Source organism: Vibrio sp. TRT 2004 (genome assembly GCF_050113735.1).
Taxonomy (GTDB): Bacteria; Pseudomonadota; Gammaproteobacteria; order Enterobacterales; family Vibrionaceae; genus Vibrio.
In genome coordinates, this window is sequence record NZ_JBNJOH010000009.1 from 87,351 (window position 1) to 109,907 (window position 22,557).

Annotated in this window: 24 protein-coding genes; 16 read left to right on the forward strand and 8 right to left on the reverse strand. The window is 44.8% G+C overall.

Annotation, left to right across the window (positions count from 1 at the left end; all coding sequences use genetic code 11):
• Positions 1–38: 38 nt before the first annotated feature.
• Positions 39–968, reverse strand: coding sequence for a M14 family metallopeptidase (locus ACQEXR_RS06045; RefSeq protein WP_426952610.1), 930 nt, complete (start codon positions 966–968; stop codon positions 39–41).
• Positions 969–1,149: 181 nt separating this feature from the next.
• On the opposite strand from ACQEXR_RS06045, the gene ACQEXR_RS06050 reads away from it, so the two are divergent.
• Positions 1,150–2,046 (forward strand): DUF808 domain-containing protein, encoded by an 897-nt coding sequence (locus tag ACQEXR_RS06050; RefSeq protein ID WP_138973233.1) that lies wholly within the window; start codon positions 1,150–1,152, stop codon positions 2,044–2,046.
• Between the two features lie 33 nt (positions 2,047–2,079).
• On the opposite strand, the gene ACQEXR_RS06055 is transcribed toward ACQEXR_RS06050, so the two are convergent.
• Positions 2,080–2,751, reverse strand: a complete 672-nt coding sequence (locus tag ACQEXR_RS06055) for a DsbA family oxidoreductase (protein ID WP_427019950.1) — start codon at positions 2,749–2,751, stop codon at positions 2,080–2,082.
• 212 nt (positions 2,752–2,963) lie between these two features.
• Between ACQEXR_RS06055 and ACQEXR_RS06060 the strand changes: the two genes are divergently transcribed.
• Positions 2,964–4,316, forward strand: coding sequence for an alpha-amylase family protein (locus ACQEXR_RS06060; RefSeq protein WP_427019951.1), 1,353 nt, complete (start codon positions 2,964–2,966; stop codon positions 4,314–4,316).
• 49 nt (positions 4,317–4,365) lie between these two features.
• Here ACQEXR_RS06060 and ACQEXR_RS06065 read toward each other — a convergent pair whose 3' ends face one another.
• Positions 4,366–6,234 carry a methyl-accepting chemotaxis protein gene (locus ACQEXR_RS06065; RefSeq protein ID WP_426952616.1) on the reverse strand — a complete coding sequence of 623 codons (1,869 nt, stop codon included), beginning with the start codon at positions 6,232–6,234 and terminating at the stop codon, positions 4,366–4,368.
• 96 nt (positions 6,235–6,330) lie between these two features.
• Positions 6,331–6,933, reverse strand: coding sequence for an AraC family transcriptional regulator (locus ACQEXR_RS06070; RefSeq protein ID WP_427019952.1), 603 nt, complete (start codon positions 6,931–6,933; stop codon positions 6,331–6,333).
• Between the two features lie 220 nt (positions 6,934–7,153).
• Between ACQEXR_RS06070 and ACQEXR_RS06075 the strand changes: the two genes are divergently transcribed.
• Positions 7,154–8,254: a 1-acyl-sn-glycerol-3-phosphate acyltransferase gene (locus ACQEXR_RS06075; RefSeq protein ID WP_427019953.1), complete on the forward strand. Its 1,101-nt coding sequence runs from the start codon at positions 7,154–7,156 to the stop codon at positions 8,252–8,254.
• 61 nt (positions 8,255–8,315) lie between these two features.
• Here ACQEXR_RS06075 and ACQEXR_RS06080 read toward each other — a convergent pair whose 3' ends face one another.
• Complete coding sequence (locus ACQEXR_RS06080) at positions 8,316–8,921, reverse strand: hypothetical protein (protein WP_427019954.1); 606 nt, start codon at positions 8,919–8,921, stop codon at positions 8,316–8,318.
• A gap of 122 nt (positions 8,922–9,043) precedes the next feature.
• On the reverse strand, positions 9,044–9,337 hold the full coding sequence (locus ACQEXR_RS06085) for a YfcZ/YiiS family protein (protein ID WP_138973238.1): 294 nt from the start codon (positions 9,335–9,337) through the stop codon (positions 9,044–9,046).
• 501 nt (positions 9,338–9,838) lie between these two features.
• On the opposite strand from ACQEXR_RS06085, the gene ACQEXR_RS06090 reads away from it, so the two are divergent.
• The 8 genes from ACQEXR_RS06090 (at position 9,839) to rplT (ending at position 17,022) form a co-directional block, all read left to right on the forward strand.
• Positions 9,839–10,300, forward strand: coding sequence for a TetR family transcriptional regulator (locus tag ACQEXR_RS06090; protein ID WP_138973239.1), 462 nt, complete (start codon positions 9,839–9,841; stop codon positions 10,298–10,300).
• 316 nt (positions 10,301–10,616) lie between these two features.
• Positions 10,617–11,621, forward strand: a complete 1,005-nt coding sequence (locus ACQEXR_RS06095; RefSeq protein WP_138973240.1) for a response regulator — start codon at positions 10,617–10,619, stop codon at positions 11,619–11,621.
• The gene (locus ACQEXR_RS06100; protein ID WP_138973241.1) at positions 11,621–12,058 is read left to right on the forward strand and encodes a PAS domain-containing protein; all 438 of its coding nucleotides are present in this window, start codon (positions 11,621–11,623) and stop codon (positions 12,056–12,058) included. Before ACQEXR_RS06095 ends, ACQEXR_RS06100 begins: the two co-directional genes overlap by 1 nt.
• A 75-nt stretch (positions 12,059–12,133) precedes the next feature.
• Complete coding sequence (locus ACQEXR_RS06105) at positions 12,134–13,636, forward strand: NAD(P)H-hydrate dehydratase (protein WP_427019955.1); 1,503 nt, start codon at positions 12,134–12,136, stop codon at positions 13,634–13,636.
• Between the two features lie 208 nt (positions 13,637–13,844).
• Positions 13,845–15,773, forward strand: a complete 1,929-nt coding sequence (thrS, locus tag ACQEXR_RS06110; protein WP_426952621.1) for a threonine--tRNA ligase — start codon at positions 13,845–13,847, stop codon at positions 15,771–15,773.
• Between the two features lie 3 nt (positions 15,774–15,776).
• On the forward strand, positions 15,777–16,328 hold the full coding sequence (gene infC / locus ACQEXR_RS06115; protein ID WP_269375890.1) for a translation initiation factor IF-3: 552 nt from the start codon (positions 15,777–15,779) through the stop codon (positions 16,326–16,328).
• 104 nt (positions 16,329–16,432) lie between these two features.
• On the forward strand, positions 16,433–16,627 hold the full coding sequence (gene rpmI, locus ACQEXR_RS06120) for a 50S ribosomal protein L35 (RefSeq protein ID WP_005377932.1): 195 nt from the start codon (positions 16,433–16,435) through the stop codon (positions 16,625–16,627).
• A 41-nt stretch (positions 16,628–16,668) separates the two neighbouring features.
• Complete coding sequence (gene rplT / locus ACQEXR_RS06125; RefSeq protein WP_004401084.1) at positions 16,669–17,022, forward strand: 50S ribosomal protein L20; 354 nt, start codon at positions 16,669–16,671, stop codon at positions 17,020–17,022.
• Between the two features lie 6 nt (positions 17,023–17,028).
• Here the strand turns inward: rplT and ACQEXR_RS06130 are convergent, their stop codons facing one another.
• Complete coding sequence (locus tag ACQEXR_RS06130; protein ID WP_427019956.1) at positions 17,029–17,853, reverse strand: integron integrase; 825 nt, start codon at positions 17,851–17,853, stop codon at positions 17,029–17,031.
• 250 nt (positions 17,854–18,103) lie between these two features.
• Between ACQEXR_RS06130 and ACQEXR_RS06135 the strand changes: the two genes are divergently transcribed.
• The 5 genes from ACQEXR_RS06135 to ACQEXR_RS06155 all read left to right on the forward strand — a co-directional run bounded on the left by ACQEXR_RS06135 (position 18,104) and on the right by ACQEXR_RS06155 (position 20,595).
• A complete protein-coding gene (locus ACQEXR_RS06135; protein WP_053037639.1) occupies positions 18,104–18,481 on the forward strand; it encodes a polymorphic toxin type 44 domain-containing protein in 378 nt (125 codons plus the stop codon).
• Positions 18,459–18,863, forward strand: a complete 405-nt coding sequence (locus tag ACQEXR_RS06140) for a hypothetical protein (protein WP_114780100.1) — start codon at positions 18,459–18,461, stop codon at positions 18,861–18,863. Before ACQEXR_RS06135 ends, ACQEXR_RS06140 begins: the two co-directional genes overlap by 23 nt.
• Before the next feature lie 129 nt (positions 18,864–18,992).
• The gene (locus ACQEXR_RS06145) at positions 18,993–19,346 is read left to right on the forward strand and encodes a hypothetical protein (RefSeq protein ID WP_427019957.1); all 354 of its coding nucleotides are present in this window, start codon (positions 18,993–18,995) and stop codon (positions 19,344–19,346) included.
• A gap of 134 nt (positions 19,347–19,480) precedes the next feature.
• On the forward strand, positions 19,481–19,990 hold the full coding sequence (locus ACQEXR_RS06150; protein ID WP_427019958.1) for a ClbS/DfsB family four-helix bundle protein: 510 nt from the start codon (positions 19,481–19,483) through the stop codon (positions 19,988–19,990).
• 131 nt (positions 19,991–20,121) lie between these two features.
• Positions 20,122–20,595, forward strand: coding sequence for an HAD family hydrolase (locus tag ACQEXR_RS06155; protein WP_427019959.1), 474 nt, complete (start codon positions 20,122–20,124; stop codon positions 20,593–20,595).
• A gap of 479 nt (positions 20,596–21,074) precedes the next feature.
• On the opposite strand, the gene ACQEXR_RS06160 is transcribed toward ACQEXR_RS06155, so the two are convergent.
• The gene (locus ACQEXR_RS06160; protein ID WP_427019960.1) at positions 21,075–22,118 is read right to left on the reverse strand and encodes an IS110 family transposase; all 1,044 of its coding nucleotides are present in this window, start codon (positions 22,116–22,118) and stop codon (positions 21,075–21,077) included.
• Between the last annotated feature and the right edge of the window lie 439 nt (positions 22,119–22,557).

The window sequence follows — 22,557 nt, forward strand, 5'->3', positions numbered from 1 at the left end:
TAGTAGAAAGCATGGTTCTGCTAGGATTCACTCATGGATTAGACGTTAGTACCTTGACTAAGAACGTAATTCAATCCGCCGAGAATCGCGGCCACTTGTGCATCGTTACACTCTTCATTGGTGACTTTCGGGCTGTCTGGATAGACTTCTGTTGTCGTGCCATAAACACAGTTTGTCACGCCGCCACATAGCCCCAGCTTAACCATAGGGTAGTTGATCACCCCGTGCTGAACGACAGCAGAACCAATGATTTCTCCTTTCTCATCAGCGGGCGCGATATGCGTGACTTTCGCAACGGATTCGATAACCGCCGCTTGAAACTCTGATTGAGGGTTTTCTGTGTCGCCGACCGTGTAGAAACCGTCGGGAATCATACCTTCAATGTATTCAATACCATCGCGAGCTGCTAGAGCAGGGCGAAACTCGTCTTCATCGCTGTCTGTGGTTTCATGCAGGTCGATATGAACTAGGATCTTGCCTTGGATAGCGGCGACTAGCGCCATCAGATTGGCGGATTCTTCCGCTGGGCTATCGGCATAGAATGAACGGTTAGGGTCGATAGCCAATGGATTCCAACGATTGATGGTTTCGTAACCCCACGGGCTGACACAAGGGGCGACGATAATATTGAAGTGCTGACTGTAAGTGGCCATTTCATCTGCGGCGAATTGGAGTGCACCGTGCACGCCACTGGTCTCGTAGCCATGTACACCACCAGTCACCAAAACGACGGGTTTCGATATGTCCCAGTTCTTAGTTTTGATGCAAAAAAGCGGATAGCGTTTAGGGTCATAAGAGAGCGCACCATATTGCTCGACATCAAATTGGTTTTTAAGAGCGAGAATCTTAGGGACGACTTGTTGCTGATATTCGCGTTTAATAGTGGTTTGTTGACGCCATGCGATTTTTTCCGCTTCGCCCCATTTTTGCCCAGGGGTTCCGATTGGATAAGTGTAAGTACTGCGCATTACCTTGCCTTTATTGTTATTGGAAAATTGCACCTAGGATAGAGTGCTGTAACCGTACAGGCAAATGTTCTATCGCTGAAATAAAAAGATTGACTGTGTGCTGACGTCAATTGAGTTTGAGCTTTAGCGTTGCGGTGTTACATTTAGTTACATTGAACCTAATTTAATATGAGAAGAAACAATGGCAGGTGCAAGTTTATTAACGTTACTTGATGACATTGCGACGGTTTTAGATGACGTTGCTTTGATGTCTAAAGTGGCTGCCAAAAAAACGGCTGGCGTGCTTGGAGACGACCTCGCGCTCAATGCCCAGCAAGTGTCAGGGGTAGCGGCTGAGCGAGAAATTCCGGTAGTCTGGAGTGTGGCGAAAGGCTCGTTTCGCAACAAGCTGATACTGGTTCCAGCCGCGCTATTAATCAGCGCTTTCATCCCTTGGCTTATTATGCCTTTACTGCTAATTGGTGGTTTGTTTTTGTGCTACGAGGGCGCAGAAAAGATCATTGAGAAGTTCACCCATCAACCGAATGAAAGTGAAGATAAAACCATTGAAACGACGCTTTCTATCGAAGAGTATGAACGTAACAAGATCGCTGGAGCAATCCGTACCGACTTTATTTTATCAGCCGAGATTATTGTCATTGCACTGGGTACGGTTCAGGGACAGTCAACGACAACTCAAATATTGGTTGTGAGCTTAATCGCTGTGCTTATGACGATAGGTGTCTACGGGCTAGTGGCTGGAATTGTAAAGCTCGATGATCTGGGTTTTTACCTAGAACGTTGCTCGCAAGGGCGAGGGCTTCGTTCCGCATTGGGGCGCGGATTGATCACTTTTGCACCAAAGCTAATGAAAGCATTGGCGGTGATAGGAACTGCGGCAATGTTTTTGGTTGGCGGTGGCATCGTTGTCCATAACGTTCCAGCCATTCACCACTGGATTGAACCCATTATCATGGACATCCCAAATCTGTCATTGGCAAAAGCGCTGTTTCCTTCATTGCTTAACGGCTTGATTGGTGTGGTTTGTGGTCTTGTTGTTGTGGCGATATGGCACGTGATATCGAAGCTAAAACGTTAGTCATCGATTTCTACAGGGCTCGACAATCGAGCCCTATTTTCCGATTTCGTCACCCTCATTGCTTTCACCCTTGGTGATTTTCTCTAGTGCCGAAGTGAGCAGCTCGCTGGTTTGTGCTCCTGAAATGAGATGCTTTCTATCAATGATAATTGCTGGAACTGCGTTAATCCCTGCTTCAAGCCACTGCTGCTCTGTTGACGCAACGGCTTGCGCCCAACTTTCATCATTGAGGATGTTACCCGCCAGCTCGATATCTAGTCCTACGGACTGAGCACATTCAATCAACACTTGTGGATCGCTGACATCTTTTGCACCTGAGAAATAGGCTTCAAACAATGCCATTTCAAGTTCAAACTGTTTATTTTCACTCTGTGACCACATCAATAACTGATGTGCTTTACGGGTGTTGTAGATTTTCATCCCATCATAAAAGTTAAACTTAAAACCCACTTCTCGGCCAAGCTGAGTAAGGGTCTCTCGTGCCGCAATACTGGCTTCTTCAGATATGCCATATTTTTCGTGTAAGTGCTCACGCAGGTTTTGGCCTTCGGTGCCCATTGCGGGATTCAATTCGAACGGATGCCAGTGGATCTCAGCTTCAATACTCTCACTGAGACTGACAAGAGCATGCTCGAGTCGTTTGTAACCGATAATACACCATGGGCAAACGACATCTGAAACGATGTCTATTCGAATTTTGTTCATCTCAACGTCCTTCTACTACTGCTATCAATAATTATAGAGAGCTTAATGATAAGATTTGAGCATTACTTCGCAATTTGAACAGCTCTACGCCCAGTTACTACTACGTTAAAAAATGGCTTGAGGCTGAAGTCGTGGCCTGTCCTGTTTTGATAGGATAGCGAAATCAATGATGACGCCTAGCTTTTACTAGGTATATTGTTAAGGAAATCGTGATGTTAACTGCTCACGCGACAGATGTAATTTTGCATGCGTTTGACTGGCCTTATCCTCTAGTTGAACAAAGAGCTCGCCAAATTCAGCAAGCGGGCTATAAGTATGTTTTGGTCTCCCCGCCAATGAAGTCGTTAAAAAAACCGCAGGGGACAAAGTGGTGGCAACGCTATCAGCCTCAAGACTATCGTGTTATTGATAATCAATTGGGCAATTCTCAACAGTTTAAGTCGATGCTTAATGCCCTCAAACAGCATGGGATTGGCATCTATGCGGATGTGGTCTTCAATCATATGGCGAACGAATCGTCAGTGCGTAACGATCTACAGTATCCATCGACTACCGACCTAGACGACTACCAAGCCAACAAAGAGTACTATCAAAATCAACGTTTGTTTGGAGATCTCTCTAAGCCACTGTTTAACCATGATGATTTTGTTGAGGCATTTGGTATTGAAGATTGGCAAGATCGTTGGCAAGTACAAAATGGACGCATTACGAGTGGCCCTAGCGACCCAGGTTTACCCACGTTACGTGTGTGTACCAATGTCATCTCGCAGCAGCAGTCTTACTTAAAGGCTTTGAAGAAACTCGGAGTGAAGGGGTTTCGCATTGACGCTGCGAAACATATGACGCTAGAACATCTTAAACAGGTATGGACTGATGAAATTTGTCAGGACATACATATCTTCGGCGAAATCATTACTAGCGGTGGCGCTACTCAGCCAGAGTATGAGCTGTTCCTCGAGCCATATCTGGCTCAGACGCGGCTAGGGGCTTACGATTTTCCACTGTTTCAAACCTTGTATGACGCATTGCAGCCAAAGGGCAGTATGAAGAGTCTGGTCGACCCGTACTGTTTTGGTCAGGCACTCTCTGAGACGCGAGCGATCACGTTCGCAATTACTCATGACATACCCAATAACGATGTGTTTGCGAATTTGGTGATGACCCAAGCGCAAGAATGGTTGGCTTATTGCTATCTGTTGGGACGAGATGGTGGTGTTCCGCTTATTTATACCGATCTGAATACCAGTGGCATTCATGGCAAAGATCAGCAACCGCGTTGGCTTAATACGTGGAATGATCCGCAGATGCTTGCAGCAATTGATTTCCACAATCGTATGCACGCTAAACCGATGACCATGATTGAGGCTGGTGATGATCTACTGGTCTTCGCTCGAGGAGAAGAAGGTATGGTTATTCTCAATAAATCGGTCAGAGCTAAAACCGTTGAACTAAGCAGCAGCGCAACTTGGATTGATCTGCTGACAAAGCAGACGTTCCTTTCTAAGGCTGGCATCTGTCATCTAGATGTACCAGCACAAAGCGCACGGATGTTAATTACGGATTAATACAATAGGCGCACCAGTTACGGTGCGCCTTACTTTTTCTGGGTTGAGATTAGACGGTAAATTTGTTCAAAATACTGTCTTGTTCGCGAATGTTTTCGGTTTGAGCTTGCATGGCAATGTTGGCATTATTTGCGGCTTCTGCAACCTGAGTGGACAAGTCTTTGATCTTCACTGTGTTGTTGTTTATCTCTTCGGCGACTAAGCTTTGCTCTTCGGCGGCTGAAGCGATCTGAATGTTCATGTCACTGATTCGCTGAATGGCATCGCGAATGCTTTCGAGTGCTCTGTTGGCCTCCTGAGCTCTCTCGACAGCGGTGCTAGCGGTTGTTTTACTCATATTCATGGCATTCGACACAGACGTTGCCCCTGCCTGTAATTGCTCAATCATGTTACGGATTTCCGTGGTAGATTCCTGAGTTCGTTGCGCGAGCGTGCGAACTTCATCAGCCACGACCGCAAAACCACGCCCCGATTCACCGGCGCGAGCCGCCTCAATCGCTGCGTTGAGTGCCAGCAAGTTTGTTTGGTCTGCGATGTCATTAATGACTTTGAGTATGGTTTCAATGTTGTCTGTTGCAGATTCTAGGACTTTAACTTCCTCGACCGCCTCATCAATTTTCTGAGAAAGATTGTCGATAGCACTGGTTGTTTCGCTGACAACAGATGTCCCGATACTGGTTGCATCATCGGCTTCTTTTGCCGCAGCCGCAGCCCCTTGAGCATTGTTGGCGACATCGCCTGACGTGGTGGCCATTTCATGCATCGCGGTGGCCAACTGTTCCAGTTCGTGAAGTTGGTCTTGCAGTGCTGAAGCCGATTCTTGCAAGCCGACAGAAGTCATTTCTGAACCTCGCAAAATTTCAGAACCGATCGCTTTAGACTGAGTAATCAGTTGCTGGAGCTGGCTGGTAAAATCGTTAAACCCACTGGCGAGGATAGAGAACTCTTTGTCAGTCTTGGTATCAAGACGTTGCGTCAGATCCCCTTGACCAGAAGCTACGTCCTGAATGGCATCGCTGAGCGAATCGAGAGGGCGCATCAATGTTTTGATCAAAACCAAAAGGATGACGATACTGATAACCAAGGCAATCACCGTGTAGATGATGGAGCTGTTTCTCAGGTCAGCAAGAGATTGATATGCGATCTCTTCATCAAGTACTACACCAATATACCAATCTTCGCCGGGCACTTTGGCGAAGTCGAGAGTGTACTCTTTACCATCGATAATGGTTTCTTGGGGTTGGTCTTTAATCTGTGTATCGCCTAAGTACTCTTTCATAGGCTTACCATTTAACGCTGTCGTTGGGTGCGCAATGGTTGTGCCATCACCAGAGACGATAAACACGTACCCCGCGTTAAACAGATCGACCTTGTTAACCAGTTCAGCGAGTGCGGCCAAGCTCACGTCATAAAATATCGCACCAATAAATTTACCGTTATCTCGCACTGGGGTGGCGATCGAAACCAGTATTTCACCCGTGCCTGAATCTGCGTATGGCGCGGTAATGATGAGCTTTCCAGAGTTTTTTGCGTCAATATACCATGGTCTGACACGGGGATCCCAACCTGCACCAGGGTCCCATGATGCTTCATTACCTATGTGTGAACCGTCGCTTTCAAACCCTAACCCAGCAAGGAGGAAAGTCTCTTTTATCACAGGTCGGGTGATAACCTCGGAAATAGCGTCAGGTGAAAGGTCAAGCTCAAGCATACTTGTGGCATAAGAGGCTATCGCTTTACGAGCATTAATTTCAGATGCGGTCGTGTCTCGGACACCGTTAACGATTTCGGTGACGCTAGAAGTAACCTGAGATTTCACTTCACTTCGAACAATATAGTATTGCTGAAGAGTCAGAAGTGTAACAGTCGCTAAAAGCAGGACAGACGAAGCGGCCACAATCTTATGGCTAAATTTCATTTCATGATCCTCATCTCTATAGATAAACTCTTTATTTATAGATCTATAGTTATGAAATGAGTATTCAGCCAGAAAAAACTAAAACTTTTCTATCAGTTAAAGGCCGAGTATGGTTTTCTCTAATCCTGTCAACAACGATTCGTTACCATCAAATAGCGTCGAGACAACTTGTGCGCGTTTTTTACCAGACTTCATCTGCTTACATGCCTCTCTAACCGTTAGGACTAATTGGAGTTCATTGGCTAATGAAGAAGTTTGATTCACTTTCCAGTGATTGATTTTCTGGCTGAGTTTGCTCTCTTTTAGAACCGGTTTTAAAGAGGTGAGTTCTTGGCGTAAAACCGCCAGCAAGTCGAGTTGTGCCTCGCGGTTGGCGACGAGTGTTGCGAGTCGATTAAGCACGGCTGCCATTAACTCATTGAGCTCAACATATCCACCTTGCTTAGGTAATTGAGACGTGACACGCGACGACACTTGTACAGAACGAACGAGGGTTTTCGGCGTATAAGTTATCGCTGTCAGGGCGTCGAAAGGTAACCAGAAAGATTGTCCCGCTTCTACTGCATATTCTTGTTTACCGAGTTTAACCAATGCCAATCCCTTCTCAACGCAAATAAGCTGATGTTTCAGCAGCTTTTTTCGTGATGTAGAAACAAGGAAGTCGTATAGCTCAGATTGGAAAGAGATTGCGTAGTGCATGGTGTCGCTCATCGGTAAAGGGGCGCTAAGATTAACGCTTATTGTTAAAAAAGCCAACTTTGTGGAAGGTATCGCCCAATTTCCGATAAAGAGTCTGGTCTGACCTTGCCGATTCTGCTAAAGAGTCTGGTCTGACCTTGCCGATTCTGCGAGAACTGTAGCTGCTAAGAACCATTTCTCAGCGTAGAATAGTGCGGCTTTTTACCTAACGAACAGAATAATGACGACAAACACAGACCCTTTTATTGAGATTCGTCCTTACAATGACGATGAAATTCCCGCGGCAATTGACCGCTTAGTTAATAATGAAGAATTCATCAGTGCGATTTTACAGCACCGCTTTTCAAACCACGCTGGTTGGTTTAAAACCTTAATGTCGCCAGTGGTTAAGATATACCTGAAGATGAAATGGTCCAAGCTCAAGTCGGTTGAGACCATACAACTTGAGGTTAAGAAGTATCTAGATCAAACCCTTAAGTCCACAACACGAGGCGTGACTTACAGTGGTCTGGATAATTTAGACACAGAGCAGGCTTACCTGTTTGTTTCTAACCATCGTGATATCGCGATGGACCCTGCTCTGGTTAACTATGGTCTGTTCAAGAATGGCCATAAGACAGTCCGTATTGCTATCGGTGACAACCTGCTGAAAAAGCCTTGTGCGACTGAGCTGATGAAGCTCAACAAAAGCTTTATTGTTAAACGTTCAGCCAAAGGCCCTCGCGAAATGATGAAGGCCCTCGGTACTTTGTCTGGGTATATCAAACACTCTTTGGATACTGGTCACTCAATCTGGATCGCTCAGAAAGAAGGCCGCGCAAAAGATGGTAACGATTTTACCGATCCAGCAATCTTAAAAATGTTCCATGTCGAAGGTCGAAAGCTCAAGCTCTCATTTCCTGACTACATCAAGACGCTAAAAATTGTTCCAGTTTCTATCTCTTACGAAAACGACCCATGTGATATTGCGAAAGCCATCGAGTTGCATGCTAAAGATTCTGTCGGCAGTTACGAGAAAGGCGAGTTTGAAGATATTGAAAGCATTATCCAAGGTATTGTTGGCGATAAAGGACACGTGCATGTCGCATTTGGTGATGTGATTGAGCAGGACTTTGAAACACCTGAAGCACTGGCTCAAGAAATTGATCGTCAGATTCATGCTAACTACAAGCTATTCCCAATCAATGAGCTTGCTGCGGGCAATGAACAAGTGGATGAACAGGTCAAAAAGACGTTTGCCGAAAAGTTGAACTTACTACCAAAGGATGCCCAGCCTTATTTGGTTGCCAGTTATGCCAACCCAGTAAAGAACCGCCCATAGTGGCTAGGCGTTGAGTTTTTAAAGCCTCATGTTCTGCATGGGGCTTTTTTATTGGCTGAGGCTAGGGAGCAACGGCTCCACCCAACGTTAAGTTTGTTGGCCACTTAGTAATGCGATTGCCACCAAGGAAAATATTCCCTTTTACCGTCATCGTTTCGGGAAACTGAGTGATCTTCGAACCGCCTATATACAAATTCCCTTCGACTGTTAAGCCCTCTGGAAGTGATTCGAGTGGCGTACGTATGACACTGAGATCGCCTTTTACTCTGAATCGTGGAGGAAGAGAGGTGACTGGTGTATCAGTTAAATTAATATAGCCGCCGACTTTCACCCCACTGGGCCAACGAGTAATTTGGGAACCGATCAGGTTAGCAAATCCACGAATATTAATCCCTTTTGACAATTTCTTTAAGCCACTGTTGGAGGCATCTAAACTGCCTTGGATATCCATTCCTTGCGGAAGATGTTGAATTTGGGTTTTTGCGATGTTGAGATTGCCTTGGACAACAAGTCCTGCGGGAAGCTCGGTATAGGGTTTATTACGCAAATCCAGATTACCGTAGTTGTCGAGATGATTGAGAATACGGAACTGGTCGAGTGGTTGTGCGTAGGCAACAAAACACAGCGAGCAGAGCAATGGGATTAAGTAAAGTGGGTTGCGAATCATAGCCAGTAGATGAGTTACTTTTAGGTCACTATGAGTTCTAGGCTAGAGCAGGTCAATGACAATGACAAGCAAAGTCAAAAAAACGGGCACAAGCGCCCGTTTTATAAAGAATAAATCACTGATTATCGTGCTAGCGATCGAGTTTTTAACTCAAAAATCAGTTTCTCTGCACTCACTTCAAATTTAAAACGAGCGGTTAACTCTGATGACTCGTCATCAATTGGCGTTACTTCGTGCTCTACATTCGCGCACACTTGCTGAGCGAGTTGAATGTACTTGTTTAGCTCAGCTTCTAAAAGGGTTTTACCTGCTGCATAGATGGTTACTTCAGCAACATCATCGCCTTCTTTAATGATGAAACCCATTTCGCCTGCGCAGCCACATGCCTCGCATACTTGATCTTGTTCGGTGCTCATTTAGACATCCTCCTACAAATAATGTGGCTATATTAGCGAGTTATTTGATGTTTATCCATAAAAAGCACTGTGTCAGGTTTCAGTGTAAGCGCAGCATGATATGTTGACAGTTGAGTAATTTTTAATCTTTTGTTCGATAATAGTTCTTGTTTGACCGTGAGGTAGATCAACTAATGACGAAAATACGTGTCATTATCTTGTCAGAATGCCATTCATTTCGTTGTCAGAACTAACAATTTGTAAGATTATCGATAGCTCACAATTATATTAAAAAAAAATAATGCCTTGTGGGTTATAGAAACACACAAAGTGTCTCTATAAATATTTAGCTTGCACAACAATTAGGTAGTTCATGCGGTTTAGCCGTTGTTTGATCTTTGTGTTTCATAAGAGACATGGTTTCTATTGTTACATGACGGGTTGAAGTGAAAGCTAGTCACTTGGCGTCAATAATTGACTCAATATGAGTTTAGACGGATTTACAGAGAGAAGAGCCTGAACATGCCAAAGCGTAGTAAAGAAGATACCGAAATCACGATTCAGAAAATCATGGATGCGGTTGTTGATCAGCTTTTGCGTCTCGGTTATGACAAAATGTCGTACACCACACTGAGCCAGCAAACTGGTGTTTCGAGAACCGGCATCAGCCACCATTTTCCGAAGAAGACCGATTTCACCGCCGCACTAGATGGTCGAATCTTCAAGATGTTTGTTGACCACGTAGAGTTCGATAATGGGTTGGATGCCTTTTCATCTAGTTGGATCGCAGCGTTGGATAATGAAGAGTTTCGTGCCATCCTTCGCTTGCTTTTTCACCATATTGTTACATCTCAGAGCACACACGAGTTTGCAAGCAATGGCATTGACCGCTTGTACAAGATGGCTGAAACACAATTCGGTGAGGGTAGTGCGAAAGAGCTGGAGTGGTTAATTGGTAAATCACTCATTCGTATGGCTAAATAGCCAATCGTCAAAGCCTTCTTCGGAAGGCTTTTTGGTCTTAAATTCGCCACTTCTCTTCTTCTCTCTCCTAACTCGATACGTTTTCTCATCGAGCGGCAAGATTTAGTCACCCAGCAACTGAGTCAGCTAAACTATTTTTAGCAATGTGAGTGCATTTGTAGAGCGCCAATTTTCACGTGGTCTACCATTAAAATGTTGCTAATTAATTTTTTTCGTAACTGTTTGGCTAATAAAGCATCAATGCACTGTATTTGGTAACTCGGTGGTCTGCTACACTGTGATTGTTACAACAACCAATAGAGGAGTAGGTGTACGCATGACTTTTCCCGTCCTTATATGCGATGACTCCGCTTTAGCGAGAAAGCAAATGGCTCGCTCACTGCCTGCTTCGCTAAATGCTGACATTTCCTTTGCTGTGCACGGCTTAGACGCTCTGGAACAGCTGGAAAAGCAAGAATTTAAATTAATGTTTCTCGATCTGACCATGCCTGAGTTGGATGGTTTTGGTACGTTAGAGGAAATTGCGAATCGAAACATCGATATCTCCGTAGTGGTGGTATCTGGTGATATTCAACCTAAAGCTAAAGAACGAGTGATGTCTCTTGGTGCTAAGGCATTTGTCCAAAAGCCCATAGATAAAGATATCCTCAATAGCGTTCTTAAACAGTTGGTTGAACCCGTTACTCAACCTCGGATTGTGACGCCCGTTTCCATCGAGCTACCCATTTTGCGTCGTCGAGATGTCTATATGGAGGTCGCTAACGTCGCGATTGGCCGCGCTGCTGATGCGCTTGCGCGACATTTCGATGTGTTTGTTCACTTACCGCTACCCAACGTCAATATTTTTGAAGTGAGTGAACTTCACATGGCGTTGCGAGATCTCGCCGAAAACGATCAGGTTTCTGGTGTTTGCCAAGGCTTTAGTGGTGAGGGGATTGCCGGAGAAGCGTTAGTTTTACTTAGTGATTCGAGTGTTTCTGATCTCAAGAAATTGATGAAAGTTCCCGCTGATAGTGAAGAGCTCGAAGAGCTGGAACTGCTTATGGATGTGTCAAACATACTCGTGGGCTCTTTTCTCAATGGCCTTGGCCAACAAGCAGAAGTGCGTTTTTTCCAAAGCTCACCCGTCCTGCTGGGGCAGCATATTTCTATCGATTCGGTCATTTCTTCCACTTCAGGATCGTTTAAGAAAACCATGACATTTGAAGTCAGCTACAACATTGATGGCACTTCAATTCGTTGTGATTTGTTGTTTATGTTTGTCGACGAGTCTTTGCCGTTGCTAGATAACAAACTCGCTTATTTGATGGAGGACTTCTGATGTTAAATCTTCCAGCTGAATTTGAGCAATTCCATTGGATGGTCGACATGGTACAGAATGTCGACTTAGGACTGGTCGTTCTCGACAAAGATCATAACGTTCAGGTTTGGAACGGCTTCATGACTCATCATAGTGGTGTACAAGCACATGATGCGATAGGTAAGTCCTTGTTTGAGCTCTTCCCTGAAATTCCTCAGGAGTGGTTCAGATTGAAAACCAAACCAGTCTATGATTTAGGCTGTCGAAGCTTTATCACTTGGCAACAACGCCCTTACTTGTTTAAGTGCCGCAACGTACGCCCAGTGACTCAGCAAGCAGATTTTATGTACCAGAACATCACGCTTAATCCGATGCGAACCCCAACAGGGGAAATCCGATCCTTGTTTCTTTCAATTCAAGACGCGACCGCAGAAGCTCTGGTGTCAATAAATCAATAATTTGCCAACAACGCCAAGGAACTCCTTGGCGTTGTTGTCTAAGCTATAGAGTCGATTTCAGCCAAGATACACACTATGAAACTCTCTATCCCTAGTTCACTTTTTACTGGCCAACAAGTTAAACGAGGCGAACAACGTGCTGCGCAACTCGCCGGCGTAGAGATGTACACCTTGATGCAACGTGCGGGCGGTTCGGCTTATGACTTGCTCAAGCGATTCTATCCTCAAGCCTCACGTTTGTTGATACTCGTTGGTAGTGGCAATAATGGTGGAGATGGTTTCGTTGTGGCCAAACTCGCTCAAGCGGATGGCATGAACGTCACCGTAGCGCTATACGGGGACGAGTCCAAGCTCGCGGGGGATGCGCTGAAGGCTAAGCAAGAGTGGCTGAACTGCGGCGGAGAGTTTACCTCTCTTGAGTCTCTTGACCTAGAGAGGCTCGATGTTGACGTGGTGGTGGATGGTTTGCTGGGGACGGGGCTTTCGGGCGATGTTCGACTACCACTCCAGAATCAGATTGAGCGCGTAAATCATCTTGATCTGCCTACCTTATCAATTGATCTTCCGTCAGGTCTGTGTAGCGATACGGGACGTGTGCTCGGCAAAGCGATACGCGCCAATCACACCATAACGTTTATCGGTGTAAAACAGGGTTTGATGACGGGACAGGCGCGTGAGGTAACAGGGCAAATCCACTTCGCAGGATTGGGGGTAGACGGAGAATTTCGTCAGTGTGAAAAAGCGTCTAGCTCTCTGCTCGATATCGATGAGATGCGTGACGTATTGCCGCGTCGCAAACCCACAGCCCATAAGGGGCATCATGGGCGCTTGCTTTGTTTGGGGGGCAATGAAGGGTTTGCTGGTGCGATAAGATTATGTGCGAGCGCCGCCGCACGTAATGGAGCTGGGTTGATTAGAGCACTATGCCATGCCCATTCCAGCATCGCTCTTCAGGTCAGTTGTCCTGAGGTGATGACTCAAGCTTGGAACCATCAACACGATACTTTGCACCACGCGATATCAGAGGCTGATGTCATAGCGATTGGCCCAGGGTTAGGTAAGGATGAGTGGGCGCAAGAAATTTATCGAGCAACGGTCTGTGTCGACAAACCCAAAATCGTTGATGCCGATGGACTCAACCTGTTGGCGTTTGACTGCCATCGGGATCCGTTACGAATTATCACACCGCATCCTGGAGAAGCCGCAAGATTACTGCAATGCGGTGTCAAGCAAGTGGAGCAAGATCGATTCTCGGCAGTGCGAGAGTTGCAAGCGAAGTTTGGCGGTGTCGTCGTCCTAAAGGGCGCTGGTACCTTGGTTTGCGACGAGACGGATATCTTTGTCTGTTATGCGGGTAATGCAGGTATGGCAACAGGTGGAATGGGCGATGTACTAACAGGGATCATCGCTGCGATGCTTGCACAAGGTCTTAGCTTGGTTAATGCCGCGAAAGTGGGAGTGCTGCTCCATAGCGCGGCGGCAGATGAACTGGCACATCAAGAAGGCCAAATTGGCTTGTTGGCGAGTGATGTGGTGCACCACTCTCGTACGGTTCTCAATAATTGGCTTTCTGACTAATAATCGAACTTTTTTCAGCCATTTCTGTGACTTCGATTGTTATTTCACGCTAATCCGTTACAATGCTTGCTCGTTCCTGAGTTGTGCATCCGTATTTGCATATAAAAGGACAAATCCTCTTGTCTTTAACGCCTTGATTTTCTAGTTAAAGATACGTTTTAAATACACGTGTTGCTTGGTGTGCAACACCACTGTAAAGGACAGTTAAATGCCTATTATTACTCTTCCTGACGGCAGTCAGCGTCAATTTGACAACCCAGTTTCTACTCTTGATGTTGCTCAATCTATCGGTCCTGGTCTTGCGAAAGCAACCATTGCTGGACGTGTAGATGGTAATCGTGTTGACGCTTGTGATCTTATTGAACAAGACGCAAGCCTAGAAATCATCACAGTAAAAGATGAAGTTGATGGTCTGGAAATCGTACGCCACTCATGCGCTCACTTGCTAGGTCATGCGATCAAGCAACTTTTCCCTGAAGCGAAAATGGCGATTGGTCCAACTATCGATAGCGGTTTCTACTACGATATCGACTTAGAGCACTCACTCACGCAAGAAGATCTTGAAAAGATTGAAAAGCGTATGCACGAGTTGGCAAAGACTAAGTACCAAGTGATCAAGAAAAAGGTCAGCTGGCAGGAAGCACGCGATGCATTTGAAGCTCGCGGTGAAACATACAAGATGGAAATCTTGGACGAAAACGTTGCACGTGATGATCGTCCAGGCTTATACCATCACGAAGAATATGTCGATATGTGTCGTGGTCCACACGTTCCACATATGGGTTTTTGTCAGCATTTCACGCTACTTAACGTAGCTGGTGCTTACTGGCGTGGTAACAGTGACAACAAGATGCTGCAACGTATCTACGGTACTGCATTCCACGATAAAAAAGCGCTTAAAGCTCACCTAACTCGTTTAGAAGAAGCGGCGAAGCGCGACCACCGTAAAATCGGTAAGCAATTAGACCTATTCCACATGCAGCAAGAAGCACCTGGTATGGTGTTCTGGCATCACAATGGTTGGTCTATTTTCCGTGACCTAGAAGTATTCGTTCGTTCGAAACTAACAGAGTACGGTTACCAAGAAGTAAAAGGTCCACTTATCATGGATCGTGTTCTGTGGGAACGTTCTGGTCACTGGGACAAGTACGCAGAAGCAATGTTCACTACCTCTTCTGAAAACCGTGACTACGCACTTAAGCCGATGAACTGCCCGGGTCATGTTCAGATCTTTAACCAAGGCCTGAAATCATACCGTGATCTGCCACTTCGCATGGCTGAGTTTGGTTCATGTCACCGTAACGAGCCATCAGGCGCGCTACACGGCATTATGCGTGTTCGTGGTTTCACTCAGGATGATGCTCACATCTTCTGTACTGAAAGCCAGATTCAAGAAGAAGTGACTAGCTGTATCAAGATGGTTTACGATACATACCAAACTTTTGGTTTCGAAAACATCGTAGTTAAGCTATCTACTCGCCCTGAAAAACGTGTTGGTTCGGATGAGATCTGGGATCAATCTGAAGAAGCGCTGAAGCAATCTCTTGAAGCGATGGATATTCCATACGAAATTCAAGAAGGCGAGGGTGCATTCTACGGACCTAAGATTGAATTCACGCTGCATGACTGTCTAGACCGCGCATGGCAATGTGGTACAGTTCAGCTAGACTTCAACCTACCGGGTCGTCTAGGCGCTACCTACGTGGATGAAAATAATGAGCGCCAAGTGCCAGTGATGATTCACCGTGCGATTCTGGGCTCACTAGAGCGATTCATCGGTATTTTGATCGAAGAATACTACGGCTTCTTCCCAACTTGGTTATCGCCAGAACAGGCTGTAATCATGAATATCACTGACAAACAGTCAGATTATGTTCAGGAAGTGGCACAAAAACTACAAAAATGTGGAATTAGAGCTAAAGCGGACTTGAGAAATGAGAAGATTGGCTTTAAAATCCGCGAACATACTTTGAAGCGTGTACCGTATATGCTTGTTTGTGGCGACCAAGAAATGGAAGCTGGTGAAATCGCAGTACGTACTCGTAAAGGTAAAGACCTCGGTAAGTTTAAAGTGGATGATTTTATTTCCTACATCCAAGACGAGATCTCTACCCGTAAGCTCAATCTGGAGGAATAAACTATTAAAGGCGGAAGACGCGGCCAAGTACCGGCCAAACAAAATGCTCATCGTTTAAACGGTGAAATTCGTGGCGTTCGTGAAGTTCGTTTAACTGGCGCTGATGGCGAATCAGTTGGTGTCGTTTCTATTCAAGAAGCAGTAGCAGCAGCTGAAGAAGCAGGCATGGATCTGGTAGAAATCAGTCCAAACGCTGAGCCACCAGTATGTCGTGTAATGGACTACGGTAAATTCCTCTTTGAGAAGAGCAAATCTGCTAAAGAGCAGAAGAAAAAGCAAAAACAGGTTCAGATTAAGGAAGTAAAATTCCGTCCTGGAACTGATATTGGAGACTATCAGGTAAAACTACGCAACCTGACGCGTTTCCTTGAAGAAGGCAACAAAGTGAAGGTAACAATTCGCTTCCGTGGCCGAGAAATGGCACACCAAGAGATCGGTGTTGACGTTCTAAATCGTCTGAAGGAAGACACTGCTGAAATCGCTTTAGTAGAATCTTTCCCTAAGAAGATCGAAGGTCGTCAAATGATCATGGTTCTTGCCCCTAAGAAGAAGTAATTAACGGCTTTGCAAGTAATTAACCCTGCCGTTGTTAAAACGGCGGGGTTTGTTCGCCCTAATTACTATTGTTTATACAACTCAACAATGCGGAGTTATTCATCATGCCTAAGATGAAAACCAACAAAGGTGCTGCTAAGCGTTTTAAGAAAACTGCTGGTGGTATTAAGTACAAGCACGCTACAAAACGTCACATCCTGACTAAGCGTACTACTAAGAACAAGCGTCAGCTACGTCCAAATGCAATCCTTCCTAAGTGTGAAGTGGCTGCAGTAATTCGTATGCTACCATACGCATAATTCTTTTTAGTTTATTAATCGTTTAGTTTAGGAGAAGCATAATGCCTCGCGTAAAACGTGGTGTACAAGCTCGTGCACGTCATAAGAAAGTTCTAAAACAAGCTAAAGGTTACTACGGTGCGCGTTCACGTGTTTACCGCGTAGCTTTCCAAGCAGTTACTAAAGCTGGTCAATACGCTTACCGTGACCGTCGCAACAAGAAACGTCAATTCCGTCAACTATGGATTGCACGTATCAACGCTGCATCTCGTCAAAATGGTCTATCTTACAGCCGTTTCATCAACGGTCTTAAGAAAGCATCTATCGAGATCGACCGTAAGATCCTTGCTGACATCGCGGTATTCGACAAAGCTGCATTTGCAGTTCTAGTTGAAAAGGCGAAAGCTGCTCTTTAATTAGAGTTAGTGATTAGGATTAAGAAAAGGGGAGCTTAGGCTCTCCTTTTTTATGCCCGCTTCTATTGCCGTGCGCTTTACGGCTCTCTGTATCGACGTTGCATTAATATGATGTCTCCGCAGCTCTCCGGAGTAAGGATCGGCTGTTAAGCGATGAGAAGGGAATAAAAAGTGCCAATTAAAATCTAACTCTGCCTGCGGGAACTTTCTTTGTAGGGAAGGGCTAATGTGCACACCAGCATAACCCGCCGAGTGAATGTCTTTTTTGTAATATCGCAATGCGAGGCTTTGCTGTTCTCTTAGCAGTGGAATGGCTTCAACGGCCAAAGTGACGATGCGATTTTTGCCTCCTTTCCCTTGCCAGACGCGTAGAGCCTTGTAATCGAAATCGATATCTTGGACCCGCAGGCGGACGCACTCCATTACACGTAAACCAGACCCATAGAGCAGCATAATGGGCAGTCGATAGCGTGGGTCTAGTTGGTTAAAGAAGCGACGAACTTCCTGCTTTGTGAGAACAATGGGGAGTTTTCGATCTAGCGAAGATTTTTGGAACTTCATCTCGACAGAAAGGGGAGTTCGAAAATAGTCACGATAGAGGAAACAGACAGCATTGAGTGCCAAGGCCTGTGTTTTAGCGGCGACGTTTTTCTCGACCGCGAGGTAGGTTAAAAAGTCTTCTACGTGCTGTTCATTTAACTTTGAGGGATGAACCTTGCCGTTAAAGACGATGTATTTTGTGATCCACAGTAAGTAGGCCTCGATGGTTTTGGCCGAATAATGGCGAGCATACATGTGCTCTTTTACGCTAAGCAAAAACTGACTTTTCAACCTAGACCCCGACAGTGATTCGACTGATGTTATGTACAGTCCTCTTCTATTCGCACTGTTTCAATAATTAGTCGACACTTTGCCGCCTAATTGCGAAGTAGCCGACACAAGCTCAACCAATTAATCCATTACTTTCATACTATTATGTGATAGTATTTTGAAATAGTGAGCGATTAAGCATGCAACGTATAAACCGATTAGTAGTGCACTTTGCCTGCTAATAAGCGTTAGGCGAAAATCGGAGGTCAAAATGTCAATATACCCAACTGCACCCCAAGGTGTGTCAGTTGATGCCAATATGAAAATGATAAAGCAAAAGTTTGGCCGCATTGTTGGCCCAACTGATTTCTATTGGTTTTATGAACAGGTTAGAAATAAAGGCCCGTGGGATTATAAACAAAATGGCCCGTTTGAAAATTTCGGTAATTTTCATTATGGGGCAGTTGGTTATGCAGGTGGCATTCCAGAAGAAGTTTTGTTAAGAGCTGCTGGTTGTGCTCAAATGAAGGCGGGTACTTCAGCTGATAGCTGGGGTAGTTGTTGGAGCGATCAACCATTTGGAGATGATCCAAACGATCAACGTTATATAGCACTAGGTATTGAATATGCAAAAAGTAAAGGCTATTAGCCTAGTATTGATTGGTGTTCTAGTCACAATATTAGTTGGCTACTTGCTTGAGCCTAGAGTTGAGCTTGATAAAGAGGTTATAAAAGTACCGTTGTCTGATACGCAGACTTTGATCGGTTATAGAAATAATGCAGGTGGTGCTACTACAGGATTTAGTTACTATTTTTACGTAAAGTCGAATGAATCAGAGAAGTTGCCTAGTGCATTCCTAATTACTGATACTCCAGACGTAACATTCCAGCTAAAAGAGCAGGGTGTTTTTTCGTTGCGCGTAGACGGTAAAGTTTACCAATTCACAAATAACGTTTGGGTTAACGAGCAAGGCAAGTTAATACCGATAGCTTTTGAATTTACAGCCAAAAATCGCCTAACAAACGGCTAAAGAGGGACTGTCAACGCGCGGCGTTTCCAGTCCTATTGAGCTGCGGTGGTTGCAGTTGTTGTGTTTGAGTTTGGTTGTTATGCGTTGTCAGCCCCTTAGCCGGGCGTTAGTTTTCTTTTGGAGTTTGCAGTGGTATATATTCCTGATTATTGGTTAGATTTTATATCCAAGAACAATTTGAGCAATAAGTCATTTGAGATCCCAGATGATTTTGATTTGTCTGGGTTAGGTGCTGATTTTAAGGTCTTTGCTCGCTCGGAGATTGATGATGAAACTAGCCACTATTATCCGGGTATTAACGTCGTTAAATCTGGGTACATAGCTGTCGCTTGCTGTTTGTGTGGCTCTGGTGATCCATACTTTATCAATGTGAATGATGGTGAAAATGGGAAGCTTTATCGAGTTTATCACGACGATAATTCTATCGATATTGTTGTAAATAATTACAAGGATATCTTGAAGTTTGCTGAACCGGAAAACTAACAATCTGTTTAAGAGTGATTCGCAACGCGTGGCACTTTTGCCATGCGTTGGTTTTAGTGATTAAGGTGGTATGCGGCGGCGTCGGTATTGCGTTGCTCACACCTTAACAGGGCGTTATGTGAATGGAGGTCAAAATGTCTTCTGTGCCAAGAAGTAAGGATGAATTGGAGTTGGCTATAAACTCAATATTTCCGAAACTCATGGCTGACTATCGTTCAATTCCGGAAAGCAAAGCTCGCAAACCTGGAGTAGAGGGAAACGTCAAAGGTACAGTCATTAGCGTTAGTGATACAGTGGCTTACTTGATTGGTTGGGGAAAACTCGTTCTTAAATGGCATCACTTAAGATCTCAAAACCAACATGTTGATTTCCCGGAAACTGGTTATAAATGGAACCAATTAGGCTCACTCGCTGAAAGCTTCCACGAAGAGTACTGTGAGTGGAAATATGATGATTTACTCATTGAGCTTGAATCTACAGTTAACGAGATACTTTTACTCATTTCAAGCTTAAGTGACCATGATTTGTATGGTGTTGCGTGGTATGAACAATGGACTTTGGGGCGCATGATTCAGTTTAATACATCATCACCTATGAAAAATATGCGTACAAAAGTTCGGCGTTTCAATCGAGAATTCACATAACAAACAATTCAAGCAGACCCTCAACGCTCGGCGATTTTGGTTTGCGTCGAGTTTTGTGTTACCGAGGAATGCGGAAAGTGAGCCAGAGCGTTTCGGGCTACTTAATTGGGCGTTATGTGCAAGGAGGCAAAATGAGCAAAGTGTACTTATTCGATTGGGGGGATACGTTGATGATCGATTTCCCAGATCAAATTGGGAAAATGTGTGATTGGGTAAATATCCAAGCTGTAAATGGTGCTCTTCAAACCCTAGAGGCACTATCGAAACAAAATCAAATCTATGTTGCTACCAATGCCGCTGACTCAACAGAAAGTGATATCAAGTTGGCTTTTGAACGAGTGGGCTTATCTCCTTTTATCTCAGGCTATTTTTGCAAAGCTAACCTTGGCATTGGTAAAGGTACACCGGACTTCTTCCATCGAATTATTTCTACCTTAAACGTCGATTGTAAGTCAGTGATTATGGTTGGCGATTCATACGACAAAGATATTGAGCCAGCAATCACGGCAGGTATCCAAGCTATCTGGTTTAATCCTACAGGTAAGATTGTGCAGTTAAGTCACGAAGTAAGAGAAATCAAGCACTTGTCGGAAGTTTGCACATAACACATATGAGCCTTCTGCCTGTCAATAGACAATACTGTTCCTTTGGCTGCGTTAGCAGCCAACCCTTCTCGAACAACAAAGTTATCTACTTCGCTTTGTCATTTCGGTCATCGAGCATTGCTTACGACAAACACATATAGAGGATCTCTTATTGCGGTCTCTCCGCTGCCTATGGCTTTTCATAGGGTCACTAGACATTTATCGGTTAACCCTGACTGGCGCTATTCAAAAAGAAGGCTAAACAATGGCTTTCCAAGGTCGTTGTTTTCCAGTTATCTTCAGGCTCAGTCTAGGTGTAAGCAACTTTGCTGTTCGTTGGTATATTATGGGTGCGCACCAATGAAGTGGCTAATCAAAGCAAGAGGGCTTGGACTGCCTGACACAACTGACTTGATCGGGCTTAAATCCCACTAAACTTGTGTCAGTAACGTGTTCTTACTCAGCACCAGTTAGACGTTCAGCTCACTTCATTGTGCGACTTATTCAGGTAAAAATCGCTTTTCATCAAATACCGTTTTGTTCCTCAACATGAAGTAGACACATCGACCTAATTTATGAGCAAGCGCCGACAGCGCCTTGGCTTTGCTCATACGTTTTTGCAGGCGTTGAATGTATTTCTTCGCGGGTTCATTGCCACGTAAATAGAGAACCGCGGCTTCAGAGAACGCCCATTTTAAATAAGCGTTACCAATCTTGTTGCCATTCGTTCCTTTTTGTTTACCCGCCGATTCGGCTTTGCATTTGACTAGTCGTGAGTAAGAAGCGAAGTTCTGTACCGACGGGAAGCGTTCGATATTCCCAATTTCATACAAGATGGTGAGGGCGAGAATGCGGCCAATACCAGGCACGGTTTGAATGAGTTGATAATCTTGAGCGCTATGTTGCTTGGCGGTTTTCTCTATAAAGTGTTCTACACTCGCCAGCTCCTTGGTGTAAAAAGTGATGACATTTAAATCCATGTCGATACTTCGATTGATTGAGGGTTCACCGAACTGATTACGCACTTGCTCACGAGCACAAGGATAGCGTAATTGCACATTGGGGTTTTGGAGGTTGTACTGGCTAAATGTATTGGAGACATGGGCTTTCAAATCAGCACCATGACGCATGATTTTAGTTCTTCGTCGCAGTAAATCTCGTGTTGCCCGCATTGCTTTGGGGTAAACATACGCAATAGGGAAGTTACCTCCACGAAGCAGAGAAGCAATTTTGTATGAATCAATACGATCGTTCTTAGTTTTACCACCGTGAATCGCTTTCATGTAGAGAGCATGACCGAGTACAAAGTCAAATGCGTAATCGAGGCAAAGATCGCTTACCCAATACCAGCAATGCATGCACTCTACACCGATGACGATGTTATCTTGATAAGGCGTAATTAACTCAAGTAGCGCATCGGGATCAGCATCAATCTTCTTGTGCAGAACTTTATTGCCAAGTGAATCGAGAATACAGACGTAAAGTAGGCGAGCATGCAGATCAATGCCACAGTAATAGTTATGCTGCTTGTTATAGAATCTCATAGAGTCTTCTCCGTTTTGGTTTCGTCGCCTTCCAGCTTAGTCGAGAGGCTAAGTCGGCGGAGGAGGCTCAATGAGTATCAAACAATTTAAGAGTGATTCGGCACGCTTGGCATTTTTACTATGCGTTGGTTTTAGTGGCTAAGGCGGCATGCGGTGGCATCGGTATTGCGTTGCTCACCCCTTAACAAGGCTACATGGACTCCCTCTTTTGTCAACAATAGCTAGCGCTGACAACAGTGGATCTGACAGCAGCTCTACATTCGGTGTTTCGTCGGATTCTATCCGTTACCCTGATGATATTCGCATGATGCCAGCCTCATTCGTTAGACAGTATTTTCTACTTCCCAATTAAACAGGTTAAGGCATCTCGGTCTGACCGTATTGTCATCAATTGCTATTGCTTTGACTCGGTAAGGGCTAACCGCTTATATAGTTAGCT

Bases quoted from the DNA above. Each gene is read 5' to 3' on its own strand.
- ACQEXR_RS06045 (WP_426952610.1), bottom strand. From the start codon at position 968: ATGCGCAGTACTTACACTTATCCAATCGGAACCCCTGGGCAAAAATGG.
- ACQEXR_RS06050 (WP_138973233.1), top strand. From the start codon at position 1,150: ATGGCAGGTGCAAGTTTATTAACGTTACTTGATGACATTGCGACGGTT.
- ACQEXR_RS06055 (WP_427019950.1), bottom strand. From the start codon at position 2,751: ATGAACAAAATTCGAATAGACATCGTTTCAGATGTCGTTTGCCCATGG.
- ACQEXR_RS06060 (WP_427019951.1), top strand. From the start codon at position 2,964: ATGTTAACTGCTCACGCGACAGATGTAATTTTGCATGCGTTTGACTGG.
- ACQEXR_RS06065 (WP_426952616.1), bottom strand. From the start codon at position 6,234: ATGAAATTTAGCCATAAGATTGTGGCCGCTTCGTCTGTCCTGCTTTTA.
- ACQEXR_RS06070 (WP_427019952.1), bottom strand. From the start codon at position 6,933: ATGCACTACGCAATCTCTTTCCAATCTGAGCTATACGACTTCCTTGTT.
- ACQEXR_RS06075 (WP_427019953.1), top strand. From the start codon at position 7,154: ATGACGACAAACACAGACCCTTTTATTGAGATTCGTCCTTACAATGAC.
- ACQEXR_RS06080 (WP_427019954.1), bottom strand. From the start codon at position 8,921: ATGATTCGCAACCCACTTTACTTAATCCCATTGCTCTGCTCGCTGTGT.
- ACQEXR_RS06085 (WP_138973238.1), bottom strand. From the start codon at position 9,337: ATGAGCACCGAACAAGATCAAGTATGCGAGGCATGTGGCTGCGCAGGC.
- ACQEXR_RS06090 (WP_138973239.1), top strand. From the start codon at position 9,839: ATGCCAAAGCGTAGTAAAGAAGATACCGAAATCACGATTCAGAAAATC.
- ACQEXR_RS06095 (WP_138973240.1), top strand. From the start codon at position 10,617: ATGACTTTTCCCGTCCTTATATGCGATGACTCCGCTTTAGCGAGAAAG.
- ACQEXR_RS06100 (WP_138973241.1), top strand. From the start codon at position 11,621: ATGTTAAATCTTCCAGCTGAATTTGAGCAATTCCATTGGATGGTCGAC.
- ACQEXR_RS06105 (WP_427019955.1), top strand. From the start codon at position 12,134: ATGAAACTCTCTATCCCTAGTTCACTTTTTACTGGCCAACAAGTTAAA.
- thrS (WP_426952621.1), top strand. From the start codon at position 13,845: ATGCCTATTATTACTCTTCCTGACGGCAGTCAGCGTCAATTTGACAAC.
- rpmI (WP_005377932.1), top strand. From the start codon at position 16,433: ATGCCTAAGATGAAAACCAACAAAGGTGCTGCTAAGCGTTTTAAGAAA.
- rplT (WP_004401084.1), top strand. From the start codon at position 16,669: ATGCCTCGCGTAAAACGTGGTGTACAAGCTCGTGCACGTCATAAGAAA.
- ACQEXR_RS06135 (WP_053037639.1), top strand. From the start codon at position 18,104: ATGTCAATATACCCAACTGCACCCCAAGGTGTGTCAGTTGATGCCAAT.
- ACQEXR_RS06140 (WP_114780100.1), top strand. From the start codon at position 18,459: ATGCAAAAAGTAAAGGCTATTAGCCTAGTATTGATTGGTGTTCTAGTC.
- ACQEXR_RS06150 (WP_427019958.1), top strand. From the start codon at position 19,481: ATGTCTTCTGTGCCAAGAAGTAAGGATGAATTGGAGTTGGCTATAAAC.
- ACQEXR_RS06155 (WP_427019959.1), top strand. From the start codon at position 20,122: ATGAGCAAAGTGTACTTATTCGATTGGGGGGATACGTTGATGATCGAT.
- ACQEXR_RS06160 (WP_427019960.1), bottom strand. From the start codon at position 22,118: ATGAGATTCTATAACAAGCAGCATAACTATTACTGTGGCATTGATCTG.